Source organism: Leifsonia sp. Ger2509, from assembly GCF_055231915.1.
Map to the genome: position 1 here is coordinate 1842375 of NZ_JBUYVB010000003.1, position 14751 is coordinate 1857125.

General features: G+C 69.3%; 16 protein-coding genes. 9 read left to right on the forward strand and 7 right to left on the reverse strand.

Annotation, left to right across the window (positions count from 1 at the left end; translation table 11 throughout):
• Window positions 1-12: 12 nt before the first annotated feature.
• Window positions 13-990 carry an EamA family transporter gene (locus ACV7NN_RS09085; RefSeq protein ID WP_463349246.1) on the forward strand — a complete coding sequence of 326 codons (978 nt, stop codon included), beginning with the start codon at window positions 13-15 and terminating at the stop codon, window positions 988-990.
• Window positions 991-1077: 87 nt separating this feature from the next.
• Window positions 1078-2385, forward strand: a complete 1308-nt coding sequence (locus ACV7NN_RS09090; protein ID WP_463349247.1) for a serine/threonine-protein kinase — start codon at window positions 1078-1080, stop codon at window positions 2383-2385.
• Window positions 2386-2391: 6 nt separating this feature from the next.
• Here the strand turns inward: ACV7NN_RS09090 and ACV7NN_RS09095 are convergent, their stop codons facing one another.
• Window positions 2392-3552: a DUF998 domain-containing protein gene (locus ACV7NN_RS09095; protein WP_463349248.1), complete on the reverse strand. Its 1161-nt coding sequence runs from the start codon at window positions 3550-3552 to the stop codon at window positions 2392-2394.
• Between the two features lie 172 nt (window positions 3553-3724).
• Here ACV7NN_RS09095 and ACV7NN_RS09100 point away from each other — a divergent pair, with 172 nt between their 5' ends.
• Window positions 3725-4177, forward strand: a complete 453-nt coding sequence (locus tag ACV7NN_RS09100; protein WP_463349249.1) for a VOC family protein — start codon at window positions 3725-3727, stop codon at window positions 4175-4177.
• A gap of 4 nt (window positions 4178-4181) precedes the next feature.
• Here the strand turns inward: ACV7NN_RS09100 and ACV7NN_RS09105 are convergent, their stop codons facing one another.
• Window positions 4182-4733, reverse strand: coding sequence for a hypothetical protein (locus ACV7NN_RS09105; protein WP_463349250.1), 552 nt, complete (start codon window positions 4731-4733; stop codon window positions 4182-4184).
• 126 nt (window positions 4734-4859) lie between these two features.
• Here ACV7NN_RS09105 and ACV7NN_RS09110 point away from each other — a divergent pair, with 126 nt between their 5' ends.
• The gene (locus tag ACV7NN_RS09110; protein ID WP_463349251.1) at window positions 4860-5621 is read left to right on the forward strand and encodes an SDR family NAD(P)-dependent oxidoreductase; all 762 of its coding nucleotides are present in this window, start codon (window positions 4860-4862) and stop codon (window positions 5619-5621) included.
• A gap of 122 nt (window positions 5622-5743) precedes the next feature.
• Here the strand turns inward: ACV7NN_RS09110 and ACV7NN_RS09115 are convergent, their stop codons facing one another.
• Window positions 5744-6283 carry an HNH endonuclease family protein gene (locus ACV7NN_RS09115; protein WP_463349252.1) on the reverse strand — a complete coding sequence of 180 codons (540 nt, stop codon included), beginning with the start codon at window positions 6281-6283 and terminating at the stop codon, window positions 5744-5746.
• 370 nt (window positions 6284-6653) lie between these two features.
• Here ACV7NN_RS09115 and ACV7NN_RS09120 point away from each other — a divergent pair, with 370 nt between their 5' ends.
• Complete coding sequence (locus ACV7NN_RS09120) at window positions 6654-7487, forward strand: ZIP family metal transporter (RefSeq protein WP_463349253.1); 834 nt, start codon at window positions 6654-6656, stop codon at window positions 7485-7487.
• Between the two features lie 161 nt (window positions 7488-7648).
• Here the strand turns inward: ACV7NN_RS09120 and ACV7NN_RS09125 are convergent, their stop codons facing one another.
• Window positions 7649-7915, reverse strand: coding sequence for a hypothetical protein (locus ACV7NN_RS09125; RefSeq protein WP_463349254.1), 267 nt, complete (start codon window positions 7913-7915; stop codon window positions 7649-7651).
• Window positions 7916-8058: 143 nt separating this feature from the next.
• The gene (locus tag ACV7NN_RS09130; RefSeq protein ID WP_463349255.1) at window positions 8059-8826 is read right to left on the reverse strand and encodes a COG4705 family protein; all 768 of its coding nucleotides are present in this window, start codon (window positions 8824-8826) and stop codon (window positions 8059-8061) included.
• Window positions 8827-8882: 56 nt separating this feature from the next.
• On the opposite strand from ACV7NN_RS09130, the gene ACV7NN_RS09135 reads away from it, so the two are divergent.
• Together ACV7NN_RS09135 and ACV7NN_RS09140 are read left to right on the forward strand one after the other, a co-directional pair.
• Window positions 8883-9548 (forward strand): response regulator transcription factor, encoded by a 666-nt coding sequence (locus ACV7NN_RS09135; RefSeq protein WP_463349256.1) that lies wholly within the window; start codon window positions 8883-8885, stop codon window positions 9546-9548.
• Window positions 9545-10561, forward strand: coding sequence for a sensor histidine kinase (locus ACV7NN_RS09140; protein WP_463349257.1), 1017 nt, complete (start codon window positions 9545-9547; stop codon window positions 10559-10561). The genes ACV7NN_RS09135 and ACV7NN_RS09140 overlap by 4 nt, the downstream gene beginning before the upstream one ends.
• A 22-nt stretch (window positions 10562-10583) precedes the next feature.
• Here ACV7NN_RS09140 and ACV7NN_RS09145 read toward each other — a convergent pair whose 3' ends face one another.
• Window positions 10584-10760: a hypothetical protein gene (locus tag ACV7NN_RS09145; protein ID WP_463349258.1), complete on the reverse strand. Its 177-nt coding sequence runs from the start codon at window positions 10758-10760 to the stop codon at window positions 10584-10586.
• A 159-nt stretch (window positions 10761-10919) separates the two neighbouring features.
• Here ACV7NN_RS09145 and ACV7NN_RS09150 point away from each other — a divergent pair, with 159 nt between their 5' ends.
• Both ACV7NN_RS09150 and ACV7NN_RS09155 read left to right on the forward strand, forming a co-directional pair.
• Window positions 10920-12476 (forward strand): glycosyltransferase family 39 protein, encoded by a 1557-nt coding sequence (locus ACV7NN_RS09150; RefSeq protein WP_463349259.1) that lies wholly within the window; start codon window positions 10920-10922, stop codon window positions 12474-12476.
• 66 nt (window positions 12477-12542) lie between these two features.
• Window positions 12543-13328 carry a DedA family protein gene (locus ACV7NN_RS09155; RefSeq protein WP_463349260.1) on the forward strand — a complete coding sequence of 262 codons (786 nt, stop codon included), beginning with the start codon at window positions 12543-12545 and terminating at the stop codon, window positions 13326-13328.
• Between the two features lie 335 nt (window positions 13329-13663).
• Here ACV7NN_RS09155 and ACV7NN_RS09160 read toward each other — a convergent pair whose 3' ends face one another.
• Window positions 13664-14671, reverse strand: a complete 1008-nt coding sequence (locus tag ACV7NN_RS09160; RefSeq protein WP_463349261.1) for an endonuclease/exonuclease/phosphatase family protein — start codon at window positions 14669-14671, stop codon at window positions 13664-13666.
• Window positions 14672-14751 lie beyond the last annotated feature (80 nt).

The window sequence follows — 14751 nt, forward strand, 5'->3', positions numbered from 1 at the left end:
CAGGGACCGCCCATGAAACGCTCGTCGACCTCCGTCGGCCTTGTGATCGCCGTGATCTCCGCGGCCACGTTCGGCATGTCCGGTGCGTTCATCAAGCCGATGCTCGAAGCAGGCTGGAGCCCGGCAGCAGCGGTCACGGTGCGTGCCCTCACCGGCGGAATCGTGCTCGCTCCGTTCGCCATCCTGTCGGTGCGGCGAAACTGGGGCGTCGTCTGGCGGTCGCGCTGGCGGATCCTCGGCATGGCCCTGGTCGGTGTCGCGGGCTGCCAGCTCGCCTACTTCGCGGCTGTGCAGCGCATCCCGGTCGGCACGGCGATCCTCATCGAGTACATGGCACCGCTTCTCCTGGTCGCTGTCGTCTGGGTCGGCTCCCGCCGCGTGCCGAAAGCGGTCGTCCTCATCGGCTCGGTCGTCGCGCTCGCCGGGCTCGTCCTCGTGGTCTCCCCCGGCGGCGCGAGCAGCTTCGACATGCTCGGGCTCACATTCGCCATCGCATCCATGATCGGCTGCGCCGGCTACTACGTGATCGCCGCGCGCCCCAACAGCGGCCTGCCTCCGGTCGCACTCGCGGGCTTCGGCCTGCTTCTCGGCGGCGTGGTGCTCGCACTCGTCGGCGCGACAGGTCTCGTCCCGTTCACAGCGACGTTCGGCACCGTGCACATGTTCGGCGCCGAGATCGCCTGGTGGATCCCCCTCCTCATCGTCGGCGTGGTCGCGACCGCGATCGCGTACGCGTCGAGCATCACCGCGAGCGAGATCCTGGGCTCCCGGCTCGCATCGTTCACCGGGCTGCTCGAGGTGGTCGCTGCGACGTTCTACGCCTGGCTCCTGCTCGGCGAACGACTCACGATCCCGCAGCTGATCGGCGGCGTGCTCATCCTCGTGGGCATCGGTTTCGTGCGCTCGGAGAAGGCGGATGTTCCGCTCGAACCCGCATCCACGACCGGTTCCGTCCGCGCTGGCGTTCCGGCACGCATCCCCAGCGACTGACGCCCGACCGGACCGGTCGTTCCGCTGGAATCCCCAGCCACATGCGCCTACTCTCGATGCGGTAGCAGGAGGCCACGGAAGGGATCGATGAACGACGCTGATCACCGCATCGGACAGGTGCTCGCCGACCGGTACAGACTTCACGAGGTCATCGGACGGGGCGGCATGGGTTCGGTCTTCCGCGCCTGGGACGCCCGGCTCGAGCGCTTCGTCGCGGTCAAGGTCTTCGCGGCGGGGACGGCCAGCGACGACGACCGCCGCCGCGCCGAAGTGGGACTGCTGGCGCGCCTGAACCACCCCAACCTCGTCACGCTCCACGACGCGCATCTCGCTCCGGCCGGGTCCGAGGATCCGAGCTTCCTCGTCATGGAACTCGTCGATGGACCCGACCTGCGTTCCGAGCTCGAACGGGGACCCCTCACCGGCGAGGCCGCAGCCCAGATCGCCTGCGAGATCGCGGAAGCACTCGTCGCCGTCCACTCGCTCGGCATCGTGCATCGCGACCTGAAGCCTGCGAACATCCTGCTCGCACCCACCGGCCTCCCGTCTCCCGCCTACCACGCGAAGCTCGCCGACTTCGGCATCGCCCACCTTCTCGGCGCCGAGCGGATGACCACCGGCGGCCTCGTCCTCGGAACCGCCGGTTACCTGGCGCCCGAGCAGGCCACCGGCGATGGTCCTGGCGCTCCGTCGGACGTCTACGCGCTCGGACTGGTCGTCCTCGAATGCCTGACCGGCGAGAAGGCGTACCCCGGCAGCGTGGTCGAGGCCATGAGTGCACGGCTGGCGCGGGACCCGGCGATCCCCGAGGATCTTCCCGTTGCGTGGGCATCCCTGATCAGCCAGATGACGGCGCGCGACCCGGCCATGCGACCGAATGCACTCGAGGTCGCGGTGACCACGCGGGAGATCGCGGACGAACTGGACGGATGGGCCGCAGCGGCCCGGGCGGACGCGGTCACGGATGCGACGGTGGCGATGCTGCCGCCGACACGCGTGCTGCCTGTGGTGGCGGATGCGGGGCTGGCGGGCGCCGGCCTCGCGGGCGCCGGCCTGGCGGGCGCCGGCCTGGCGGGCGCCGGCCCAGGCCCGGCCGAGACGGTCGCGAACCTGCCACCGCATCCACCTGAGCGCAGGCGCGGGCGCCTCGCGGCCATCCTCGTGGGTGCGGGCGCCGTGCTCGTCGCCCTCGTGCTCGGTGCGAGCATGCTCCTCAACGCTCCGCAGGCAGCCACCCCGCCGGTGACCTCCCCTCCGCCCACCTCACCGACGCCCACGCTGTCGCCCACGACGACTTCTCCATCCGTGGCGCCGCCCCCCGCTCCCGCCACCCACGGAAACGGCAACGGGCACGGCAAGGACAAAGGCAAAGGGAAAGGCAAAGGGGACGGCTGAGTCCCGCTACGCGCTGGTCAGCTCCGACAGGTCGGTCGCGCCGGTCTCGCCGGTGACGACGGCGGACGGGCGCATCGCGCTGGTGTTCCGCAGGAACACGATGATCCAGCTGAAGATCAGCACCGCGGCGACCAGCTCCACCGCGGTCAGGTTGTAGTAGCCGATCACGAAGAACACCGCGAGCACGACGATCACGCCCACGAAGACATAGCCCAGCAGGATGAACACCCTCGGCATCGCAGGGATCTGCCACCGAAGCCCCACCACCATCACCGCGAAGACGACGAGCATCCCGGTCGCGCACCCGGTGTGCAACGCATAGAAACGGTCGACGGGAAAGAGCCCGACGCAGGTGAGGGCCACCCCGATGACGATGAGCGCGATCCGCACCCGGTTCCTCCCCCTGACTTCGGCAGGCGTACGGACGGGGATCGTCGCGGTCGCATAGTGGGCGATCGTCGTCACGATGACGCCCGCGATGATGAGCGTGATGTTGAAGGCGAAGGCGGAGATGTCATCCGTCATCCCCAGCGCGCTGAGGTTCTTCTTCCACCAGTGCGGATCCGACGAGCTCAGCATGCTCGCCAGACCGCCGACGACCAGGAAGAGCGCCAGCACCAGCGAGAGCAGCATCGGTGTGAGGTTCACGGCCGAGAGGAAGACGATGTAGGTGGTCACGGCGAGCGCGACGCCCGCCAGCACGGCGGCCGGCAGGCTGAAGACGACCGCTCCGATGAAGCTGCGGTTGAGGAGGTCGGCGAGCCCGATCCAGCCGAGCAGCGCGATGAACGCGTGCGCGAGAGCGAGAGCGGCATTGTCGAACCAGTGCAGCCGGACGCCGGGGACGTCGAGCCGGTTGCGCACGTGGAGGCCTGCGCGCAGGTCGCCGAGGAGCGGCGCGCGTTCGTGCCGCGGCCTTCCCGCGCGCAGCAGCATCCGACCGGCGACGAACGCGATGAGGGATACGAAGGCGGCTCCGATCGCCACGAACGCCCCCAGCGAGTCAGGCCCGGAGATGGGAACATTGCGACCCCAGAAGAAGACGATGCCGACGAGTCCGCCGAGCAGGATTACCCCAGCCCCCCCGACGAGCGCGACGGATTCGACGGACTCGGCGTTCTCGACAGGACGGCGCAGCATGCGCGCAATCGATGATGGCTGGCTCATCAGGTTCCCCTGTTCGATCGACCCTGCTACTGTCCAGAACATATCGGATGCGTCGACGGCGCGAAACAATTCCCAGCGCGATGTCGAGAACGGTGAACCGGTTCCGACCCCCTCACGAAACACGGTGGACCGGAACCTCTCCGGCAGTCGCCGTCAGACGAAAGGACCGATCATGACCAGCATCACGCCATTCCTGTGGTTCGACGACAACGCCCAGGATGCGATCGACCTCTACACGGGCCTCTTCCCCGACGCCCGTGTGCTCGATCGGCAGCACGGACCGGACGGCAACCTCTTCACCGCGACCATCGAGCTCGCCGGGCAGCGGATCCTGCTGCTCAACGCCGGGCCGGGGCATCCGTTCACCGACGCCATCTCGCTGTTCGTCAGCTGCGCCGACCAGGACGAGGTCGACAAGTACTGGGATGCTCTCACCGCCGAGGGAGCCCCGGTCGCGTGCGGGTGGCTGACCGACCGCTTCGGGCTGTCCTGGCAGATCGTGCCAGAGGCACTGAACCGTCTGCTCAGCGACCCCGACCGGGAGAAGGCGGGGCGGGTCATGGCGGCGATGATGCAGATGCAGAAGATCGTGGTCGCCGACCTCGAGGCCGCCGCGCGCGGCTGACGCGCTACGCGCCCTCGGGCGGATGGATGAGCAGGTCGACCCGGTCGTCCAGGTACTCGTCGAGGGGCCTCGCCGCCTCCGGGCCGAGAGTGGCGTTCCAGCGCACGAGTGCGCGGCCGTCGGCGAGGATGAGCGGACCGGCGGAGGCGGCGAGCGACGCAGCATCCAGCAGGATCGCCGCCGCGTCGAAGTTGACCGTCTCACCCTTCGGAAAGCGCGCGCGGAACGCCGCAGCCCGATAGGCACGCCGCTGTTCGGCCGACTCGGACTGGTAGGCGGGGCGGCCGGGCTCGAGCGACCGGGTGATGGAGCCGGTCGCCCACAGTCCGTCCGAGCCGGGACTGGGAGCGACGCCCAGCAGCAGCGCCCCGAGCCGCCAGACCCGGCCGATGGGAACCATGGTGGCCTCGCGGGGGATGAGCAGCACGCGTCGTGAGGGGACGAATTCGGCGAGCGCTTCATCCCGCGCCCCGGATCCGGCGAGACGAATCCGCGTCCGCTCGAGACTCTCCCTGATCGCCGCGACCGCCAGATCGTCGCCCGTCGAGCCGTCCACATCCGGAGCCTAGTACGCCGAGCGGCCGCGCCGCCGCGCCTGGCCTTGAGCATCGCGGGCGTCCGTGCCAGTGTTCACACTGTCCGCGGGCGGCACGGACCGCGACGCGGGGTCGGGAGGTGCAGGATGCTGCTGGACGGGAAGAACGCGATCATCTGGGGCGGCGGCGGCTCGATCGGAGGTGCAGTCGCGCGTGCTTTCGCCCAGGAGGGTGCGCGCGTGCACCTGTGCGGTCGCACGCAGGAGGCACTGGATGCGGTGGCCGGTGACATCCACTCGTCCGGCGGACTCGCCGAGACGGCGATCGTGGATGCGCTCGACGAGACCCAGGTCGCCGATCACGTCGAGCGTGTGGCCGGCCGGTTCGGGAGCGTCGACATCGCGTTCGACCTGATCTCGGTGGATGATGTGCAGGGCACGCCGATGGTGGAGATGTCGCTCGACGACTACGAACGGCCGATCCGCACCGCTGTGCGGTCGTTCTTCATCACGTCCACGGCAGTGGCCGGGCGGATGCGTACCCAGGGCGGAGGCGTGATCCTCGCGTTCGGCGGCGACGGCGGGCGCAACCCGATCCGCCACTACAGCATCGGCGGATTCCAGGTGGCGCTGCAGGCGGTGGATGCGATGCGCCGCCAGCTGGCTGCGGAACTCGGCGAGTACGGCATCCGGGTGGTCACCATCCACACCGGAGGCGTTCTCGAGACGGTGCCGCGCGACTTTCCGGGCCGCGAGGGCATCGCGGAGTCGATCGTGGAGTCGACGATGCTCGGGCGCGCGGCGACCCTGGAGGAGGTCGGCGACGTGGCGGTATTCCTCGCGTCCTCGAAGGCCGCATCCATCACGGCGGCGGCGATCAACATCACGGCCGGCGCCGTCGCCGACTGAGCGCGGCTGTCTCAGCGCACGAGGGTTCACAGCTCGCCGCACGCGTTGCATCCCAGCGCACAAGTTGGAACACGTGCGGTGGCACACAACTCGTGCGACGGGGCGCAGGCGGGACCCGGTGGTCAGTGGCCGGGCGTCGGCACGCGGATGACCGGGCAGCCCGCGAGCACCCGAGCGATCGCGTCGCGCTCGGCCGGCGCCACCCACAAGTGGTACCTCGCCTTGACGGCTACCTGGGATGCGACGTACTGGCACCGGTAGGAGGCCTGCGGAGGCAGCCAGGTCGCCGCATCCGCATCCGATTTGCGCTCGTTCGTCGGGCCGTCCACTGCCACCAGGTTGAGCGGATCGTTGGCGAGCTCCTCCCGCTGCAGCTGGGTCAGCTGTTGCGCGCCGGTCTGCCAGGCGTTCGCGAGGGGAACGCGGTGGTCGATCTGCACCTGGGCGGATTGGGGTCCGCGCACGAAGTCGATGGTCTTGCCGGTGTATGGGTCGTGCAGGATGCCGGTGAGCACCTTGCAGACGCCCGACTTCGTCTTGTCCACCAGGTCGCGGGCGAGGATGTCGTTGCGGGTGTCGCAACCGTTGTGATCCATGTCCTTCCACGCGGGGCCGAAGTCTCCGACGCGGTTGTAGCCGGTCAGCGGGGCTTTGCCCTTCACGGGAAGGGTCGCGAGCAGTGCGCGTGCGTCGGCGGTCGGGGCGCCCGGCGCGACGGCAGGAGGGGCGGGGATGGGATGCGTCGGTGTGGGCGTCGCCGAGGACGGGCTCGCGACAGGCGAACCGGCGTCGGCGGACCCGGCCGGACTCGGCGACGGGAAGATCGCGGTGAACGTGCCGGCCGCGCATCCGGTGACGGTGAGGACGAGTGAAAGGGAGACCGCGGCGAGGACGGCCCGGCGTGCTGTGGTTTCGATGGGTCAAGTCTGCAGCAGCGGAAGCATTTCGACACGCGGCTACGCCGATGCCAGCGAGTTAGGCTAGGGTAACCTAAGCCACCTCGCCCCATCCCTCCGCTGGAGTGCCCCCTCAATGAACCTGACCAATGCTGCCATCCTCGGCGGCATCGCCGGCGTGACCATCTTCCTCGGCCTGCCCATCGGCCGGCTCGGTCCGCGCGCCGTCGGGGTGCGCTCGCTCCTCAACGCGATCACGATCGGTGTGCTCCTCTTCCTGCTCTGGGATGTGCTCACGCACGCCGTCGAACCCGTCGAGACCGCGCTCACGAAGGCGGCCCTCGATCACACCGACAGCTGGTGGCCGTTCATCGGACTCGGCTCGCTCTTCCTCGGCGGCATCATCGTTGGGTTGATGGGACTGGCCGCTTACGACCGGTGGATCGCCGCCCGCGCCAAAGCGATCGACCCCTCCATCGCGGACACGGGTCGGGGGGTGCTCCACCTGCACGAACCGGCGAGCCGCCTCGCGTTCCTCATCGCTGTCGGCATCGGCCTCCACAACTTCTCCGAGGGCCTGGCCATCGGCCAGTCGGCGGCGAGCGGCGAGATCAGCCTCGCCGTGGTCCTCGTCGTCGGATTCGCCCTCCACAACGCCACCGAGGGCTTCGGCATCACGGCGCCGCTCGCGGGCGGCAGCCGCCGTCCCAGCTGGGGCCAGCTCGCCCTCCTCGGCCTGATCGGCGGAGGGCCGACGGTCGTGGGCTCCATCCTCGGCGGTCTCTTCGTGAACGAGGCGCTGGCGATCACGTTCCTCGCGCTCGCCGCCGGCTCGATCATCTACGTGATCGTCCAGCTGCTCGGCGTCGCGCTCAAGCTCGGTCGCGGCTACACGCTCTACTGGGGCATCCTGATCGGCCTCGCGGCCGGCTTCGCCACCGACTTCATCGTGACGGCCGCCGGCGTCTGACCCGCGCCCCGCGCGCCGCCGAGAATCGCCATTACCGCCGAGAATCGCCCCTGTACCGGGTCATCTCGGCGTAAACGGGGACTCTCGCGCGGACGGTCGCTGCCGAGATGGTCAGTCGCGGTCGAATGTGGCCGCTCCGCGGGACAGCTCGACCGCACGTGTCACTCTCGGGAGGGCCCCGACTCCACATGCGAATGGGAGGCGGTCCGGGCGTTCAGGAGACGGCCCGTCGAGATGAGGGCGGCAATGCCCGCCGATGTTCCGGCGATCAGTACGGATGCGGTCGCGAGTGCGTGCCCGAGCGGGGCGACCGGCTCGTAGAGAGATGCCTCCGCCAGGGTGGCGTCGGCTCCCCAAACCGAAATGGCGATTCCGACCAGAAGGAGTGCCGCAAGCAACGGCGAAAGCATCCGCAGGAGCGACTTCATAGGCGAAGGCTATTCGGAGATCCTGAGCAGCGACCCAACCACTGCCGAGAGGGTCAGTTCCGGTCGAGCGTGGCCGTTCTGCGGGACCAGCTCGGCCGCACGTGGCACTCTCGGGCCAGGCGCGGCTACGAGGCCGCGCGCCGCTACTCGGCCTGCGCGTTGACGGCGAGCGCGGGCACCCGCTCCGCGCGCTTGTGGTCACGGTTCATGATCGCGACGCACACGATGATCGCGACGGTCAGCACTGCGCTGACGAGTCCCGTGCCGAAACCCACTCCCCCGCGCTCCGGCGGGAGCCCGAGCCAGTCGGAGAACGACGCCCCCAGCGGACGGGTGATGATGTATGCGAACCAGAACGAGAACACCCCGTTCCATCCCCAGAACCGGAACCCGATCGCCGGGATGGTGATCACCACCGCGAACAGGATCCCTGAGGCGAGGTAGCCGAGGTGGAACGTCGTCGCGGTCAGATCGCCGGCCGCCGTGCCGAGCGCGAAGGTCGCCATGACCGCCGCCCAGTAGAACGTCTCGCGGGCACGCGTATCGATGCGGTGGATCGAGAGTGTCTTCTGCGTCGCGTACCAGAGGGCGAAGATCGCACCGAGCGCCACGAGAAAGCAGGTGGTCGACACGGCATACGGCACGCCGAACTGCACGTGGATCACATCGGCGATCATCGTGCCGAACACGCTCACCATGACGACCGCGAACCAGTACACCCACGGCAGGTAGCGCTTGGCCGCGAACTGCAGGACGAGGGATGCGGCGAGCACCACGAACGCGATGGCGACAGCCACCGGAGGGTCGATCTGGTGCACCATGAAGTCGGAGGTCGTCTCGCCCATGGCGGTGGTCAGCACTTTGGTGATCCAGAAGATCGCCGTCACTTCGGGGACTTTGTTTCGCAGCACCCGCCCACCCTGCCACCGGTTCTCTAAGAATCAGCCAAGCGTTAGATTGAGCACCGATGGACGAGAACCGACCCCGCCTCCTTCTGATCGAGGACGACCCGCAGCTCGGACCCCTCATCGAGCAGGTCCTCGCTGAGCACTACGACGTGCTGCGCGTCGTCGACGGCGATACGGGCCTGACCGTGGGGCTCACGGACGAGTTCGACGTGATGGTCGTCGACCGCCGGCTTCCCGGGCGCGACGGGGTCGCCGTCGTCGAAGCGTTGCGTGCACGCCGGGTCGTCACGCCCATCCTGATGCTGACCGCGCTCGGCACGGTCGCCGACCGGGTCAATGGTCTGGATGCGGGCGCCAACGACTATCTGGTGAAACCGTTCGAGTTCGACGAACTCCTCGCCCGCCTGCGCGCCCTGCTGCGAACCTTCACGGGCGAAGGCCCGTCGCTGTCGATCGGCGCGTGGGAGTTCTATCCGGAGAGCCGCTGCATCTACTCGCCCTACGACGGGCGCATCCAGCTGACCGTGCGGGAGACCGCGCTGCTGCGGCTGCTCGCCGAGAATCCGCTGCGCACGTTCAGCCGGAACGCGATTCTTCGAGCCGTCTTCGAGAGCGACGAGCAACCTGGAACCGTCGACACGTACGTGCACTATGTGCGGCGCAAGACGGACAAGGACATCATCGCCACCGTGCGTGGCGAGGGCTACCGGCTGGGTCAGCTGTGAGCCGGAAGAGCGGGAGGGATGCGGTGGTCGACAGCGACACGCGTGCCGTGCGCCGCGCATCCCGGTTCGTCGGGCTCTGGATCACGATCGCATCCGGCGCCCTCGTCATCGCCGCGATCGGCGCCGCGTTCTTCTTCATCCTCGACCAACTGCGGCCTTCCGAGCTCAGCGAGAAGCCGCTGCCGGGCGAGCACAAGATCTACATCGACACGACGGAGGCGCTCGTCGCCTTCATCGTCGTCGGGATCCTCGCGGTCGCGATCGCGGGCGTGCTCAGCCTCGTGATCACGCGCCGGGCCGTGCTTCCGCTCGGACGGGCCCTGCGCATCCAGCGGACCTTCGTGCAGGATGCGAGCCACGAGCTGCGCACGCCGCTCGCCGTCCTGGATGCGCGCCTCCAGGTCCTGCAGCGCTCCCTCGACGTGCACGACCCGTCGAGGGAGACGGTCGAGCAGTTGCGCGAGGACACGCGGACGTTGATCGAGATCGTCAACGACCTGCTGCTGGCGGCGGATGCGGACGAGAACAGCAGCGCATCCGCACCGGTGCTGGTCGAGCCGGCGATCCGCAGCGCCGTCGACGCGATGGCCGTGCTGGCGCTGCCCCGTGGCATCCGGATCGCGCTGACGCTGGACCCGGCGGGTGGGTCGGCCCCTGCGACCCGCGTGCCGGAGACCAGCCTGCAGCGGTGCCTGACCGCGCTCCTCGACAACGCGGTGGCGCACTCGCCGAACGACACGACAATCCGGGTGCTCGTCACCGCCGACCGGCGCGATGTGTCGATCGCGGTCGCCGACGAGGGCACCGGCATCCAGGGAATCGAGCCACGCCGCATCTTCGACCGGTTCGCCCACGCGGCACCGACCAGCGGATCCGCACTGCCGCGGTCGAGCTTCGGTATCGGCCTCGCGCTCGTGCGCGACATCGCGACCCGGCACGGCGGGACGGTCGACGTCGCGGAGACCTCGCGGGAGGGCACCACCCTCGTGCTGCGGCTGCCGCTCGCGCACTAGGCGCGTTGAGTCGCGCGGCGGATCAGTCGAATTCGCTGAGCTGGTCGCCCTGGAAGCCGTCCACGTCGCCCACCTGGTCCACGTCGTCCTCGGCGTCCTCCATGACGAGGAGGGCGACCGCGTACACGAACGTGGCAATGACAACCGCCACGGACAGCCCCAGCAGCGTCGCCCAGCCCATCCGTCTCTCCGTCCGCATGCGTGCATCCCCTCCGCACCCAGCATCCGCACTCGCCTCCCAGATGCCTCCAAGAATCTGAGTCCCTGCGCAGCCAGAGGGCTTCTTGGATGTTTCTGGGAGTGGTACCTGTGGACTGGAGGGGTCGACCGAGAGGTATATGCAGGCTGGAGGTCCCGCATGTCGAAGACCATCGATCGGACAACGAAGCCCACACTCGCCACCGCAGTTCGCGCATCCGTGCCGCTGCGATACCGTGCTGCGCTCTTCGGTCTGATCGCAGTGGTGGTCACGGCCTGGGGTTCGTGGACGCCCTCACTGTGGGGCGACGAGGCGACCAGCCTGATGTCGGCGGAGCGCCCGCTGCCGACACTGTTCACGATGCTCCGGCATGTCGACGCCGTGCACGGCACCTATTATTTCCTCCTGCGCTGGTGGGTCGTCCTGCTCGGTCCCTCTCCGTTCTCGATCCGGTTCCCGAGCGCCCTTGCCGTCGGTTTCACGGTCGCCGCCGTCGTGGTGATCGCGACCCGGCTCGGGTCGTCACGGCTCGGCGTCATCGCCGGAATCGTCTGCTGCCTGCTCCCTCGGGTGACCTACATGGGCGAGGAAGCCCGGTCGTTCGCGCTCAGCGCTGCGATCGTCGCGTGGCTGACCGTGATCGTGCTCGATTTGCTGCGTCGCGACGAGGCACCCATGCGGTTGTGGGTCGCCTATGGCGCGCTGCTCGCGGTCGGCAGCTACGCCTTCCTGTACGTCGCACTGTTCGCGCTGGTGCACGCGGTGATCCTCGTCAGCGCCCGTGCCCCGCGCGCACTGCTGGTGCGCTGGGCGACGACCGTCGGGATCGCTGCCGCCGCGGTCCTGCCCCTCGTGATCTTCGCCATCCTCGAACGCAAACAGATCTCCTACCTGGCGACACACGACCAGCTCAGCCCGGACACGGTCTTCAGTTCGCTGTGGTTCGGCGCTCCCTGGTTCGCCGCCGCCGCGTGGGCGCTCATCATCGTGGCGCTCGTGGACGCGATCCGGATGCGCGCGCGGCGCACCCGGGCCGGAGTCGGACCTGATGTCCAGGCCGACCTCGCCGGTACCGCGCGCCCGCTGTCGCTGGTGGCGGTCGCATCCGCCTGGCTCTTCCTTCCCACGCTCGTGGTCGTGCTCGGCAGTGCGGCGATCCCGGCCTTCACCGCCCGCTATGTATCGTTCTGCGCTCCGGCGGCAGCCCTCCTCATCGCGTGCGGGATCGAGGTGCTCGCCCGCGGCCGGCGCTGGGTCGAACTCGCCGCGCTGGCCGCGCTGGCCGCGCTCGCCGCTCCGATCTGGTTCGCACAGCGCACGCCCTATGCGAAGAACGACAGCGACTGGGCGGTCGTCAGCAGCGTGATCGGCTCCTACGCGGTCGCCGGTGACGCGGTCGTCTTCGACGAGTCCGCGCATCCGTCGAAGAAGCCGCGACTGGCGATGCACGCCTACCCGGCGGGATTCGCGAACACGCGCGACGTCACCATCGACGTTCCGTACACCGCGAACAACGGATGGGCGGACCGGGCATACACCGTCGCGCACGCGGCCGCACTCGGGCGTTTCGACAGCGTGCGCCGGGTCTGGCTGATCGAGTACGCGGACGGCAGGCCCGACACCTACGGGACGGGTGACCTGGAACGCCTCGGCTTCGAGGAGCGCGGGGCGGTCATCCACACGCACCGCGGCCTGATCGTCGAGTTCACCCGCTGACCAGCCATCACAGACCACAGACCACAGACCACTCACCAACCACCGACTGAACGGAACTCTCATCTGATGCTCTCCGCACTGCACACCGGACTGCTCGACCCGCAATCCCTCATCGACAGCTCGGGAGGCTGGGCGCTCCTCGTGATCTGCGGGATCGTCTTCTGCGAGACCGGGTTGCTCCTCGGCTTCTTCCTGCCCGGCGACACGCTGCTCTTCTTCACCGGCGTGCTCACCTTCACCGGGCACATCACCCAACCGCTCTGGGTGACCATCATCGCCATCGCGGTGGCGGCGATCCTCGGCGACCAGCTGGGCTACACGATCGGGCGCCGCACCGGGCCTGCCGTCTTCGAGCGGCGCGAAGCCGGCCTGTTCAGCCGGGCGAGCGTCGAGCGAACACAGCACTTCTTCGACCGGTTCGGCCCAGCCGCCGTGACGGTCGCCCGGTTCGTGGCGGTCGTCCGCACCATCGCGCCGGTGGCAGCCGGCGTCGGGCACATGCGGCGACGCGTCTTCACCGTGTTCAACGTCGTCGGTGCGGCGGTCTGGACGACCGCTGTCGTGCTTCTCGGGTACTGGCTCGGGCACATCCCGGGCGTTGCGGACTTCGTGTCGAAGTACCTGGACTACATCCTGATCGGGATCGTCGTCATCTCGATCGTCCCCCTCCTGATCCGGCTGCTGGCGGCACGGCGGAAGCGGCGTCGCACCGATGCCCCCGCGGCTGGCGCGGCAGAGAGAGACGCGGCGAGTCCCGCGGACGCAGCCGCCCTTGCCGCAGCGGCGGGTCGCGCCCGTCCCGCGGACGCGCACCCCCACGGAGCTCCGTCCGCCGAAGACCGCCCCCGCTGAACTCCGCCGAGCACAGGAAAACCGGGCCTCTGTCGGAGGCTGAGGCCCGGTTTTCCTGTGCTCGGCGACGCTTGGGGACGTCGGGGTAGTGAGTGCCCGGCCCTCCCGGCCTGAGGGGTGCCGGTTGCGGGAGGGCCGGGACGCTCACGGTGACGCTTCGGGTTGCGCCCTGCGTCATGAACGACGGTAAACCCGCAACGACTTTCGCGGGAGGGATTGACTTCGCACCCCGTCCGCGCCTCGTCGCGGACCGCAGCGCGGCCGATCGGACGTCTTCGGTCGCCGAACCGCGCGACATGTGGCAGAACCTGCCCGATCGCGGACGGCGACCCACGCTAGCGGCGTGACAGTACCGCGAACACGGGGCGGTGGCGCGCCCCCGACCGATCCTGGTCGGTCAGCACCGTGAAACTGTCGACCGCCCACCCGGGGGTGACGAGGATGTGGTCGATCGGCATCGCCAGCCAGGTCGGCACAGCGGTGGGCCAGCTTCCGACACTGGCCGCGTGCGCGGCGGCGGCGGCGTCACGGCACCGGCCGAGCCCCGAGTCGCCGAGCCCGTCCAGCGTCGCATTGAAGTCGCCTGCGACGATCGTGTCGCCTTTCGCACACTCAGCGCTCACCCACGCGAGTTCCGTGCGCCAGTCCGCATTGCCGTGCAGCGTCGGCCGGGGGGCGTGCAGCGCGAGAATGGTGGGCTGGCGCGAGTCGGACGGCTTAACCACCAGGGTCGCGGAACGCTGGGGGCTCCCGGTGGTGGTCGTGTCGGCGCGCCGCAGCGCCGCATCCGTCAGCACCAGCACCCCGTTCCCGCCGGCCCGGTGGGGGACCATGATGAGGTTGTGGTGGGCGAGGGACGCGATGAGATCCTGCCTCACCGCCGTAGCGACGTCGGGCAGCACGATGACGTTCGCGCGCACGGAGACCGCTTCTTCGGCGATGGTGTCGGCTGAGACGAGGTCGGCGTTGATGTTCCAGGAGAGGATGCGCAGCTGCGCGTCGAAGATCGGCGCCGGGCGCGCATCCACCACCCCGCGTGAGAGGACGATCGGCGCACTGATCGCGGTCGTCACGGCGAGCGCGACGGCGATCGGGAGTGCGAGGAATCGGACCGGGCGGATGCTCGCTGCGGCGAGCGCGATGACGGCTCCGGCCGCGGCCGCGACGGTGATCGCGTTCCGCGCGGCGATCACCCCCGCCAGGACGGGCGTCCGCCCGATCCCCAGGATGCTGGCGAAGCCGAGTACGATCGCGACCGCCACGAAGACGCCGACAGCCCACCACCATCCGGAGCCCGACGCGCGGCGCCACGGCTCAGCGGCCGCACGCTCAGCTCTGCCCACGTTCAACCTCGGGATAGGGATGCTCGACCGGTCGCGGATCGGGACCGTGAGGGAACACTATCGACGGAACCGCCGAACCG

Bases quoted from the DNA above. Each gene is read 5' to 3' on its own strand.
- ACV7NN_RS09095 (WP_463349248.1), bottom strand. From the start codon at position 3,552: ATGAGCCAGCCATCATCGATTGCGCGCATGCTGCGCCGTCCTGTCGAG.
- ACV7NN_RS09135 (WP_463349256.1), top strand. From the start codon at position 8,883: ATGGACGAGAACCGACCCCGCCTCCTTCTGATCGAGGACGACCCGCAG.
- ACV7NN_RS09110 (WP_463349251.1), top strand. From the start codon at position 4,860: ATGCTGCTGGACGGGAAGAACGCGATCATCTGGGGCGGCGGCGGCTCG.
- ACV7NN_RS09085 (WP_463349246.1), top strand. From the start codon at position 13: ATGAAACGCTCGTCGACCTCCGTCGGCCTTGTGATCGCCGTGATCTCC.
- ACV7NN_RS09120 (WP_463349253.1), top strand. From the start codon at position 6,654: ATGAACCTGACCAATGCTGCCATCCTCGGCGGCATCGCCGGCGTGACC.
- ACV7NN_RS09090 (WP_463349247.1), top strand. From the start codon at position 1,078: ATGAACGACGCTGATCACCGCATCGGACAGGTGCTCGCCGACCGGTAC.
- ACV7NN_RS09145 (WP_463349258.1), bottom strand. From the start codon at position 10,760: ATGCGGACGGAGAGACGGATGGGCTGGGCGACGCTGCTGGGGCTGTCC.
- ACV7NN_RS09150 (WP_463349259.1), top strand. From the start codon at position 10,920: ATGTCGAAGACCATCGATCGGACAACGAAGCCCACACTCGCCACCGCA.
- ACV7NN_RS09155 (WP_463349260.1), top strand. From the start codon at position 12,543: ATGCTCTCCGCACTGCACACCGGACTGCTCGACCCGCAATCCCTCATC.
- ACV7NN_RS09100 (WP_463349249.1), top strand. From the start codon at position 3,725: ATGACCAGCATCACGCCATTCCTGTGGTTCGACGACAACGCCCAGGAT.
- ACV7NN_RS09125 (WP_463349254.1), bottom strand. From the start codon at position 7,915: ATGAAGTCGCTCCTGCGGATGCTTTCGCCGTTGCTTGCGGCACTCCTT.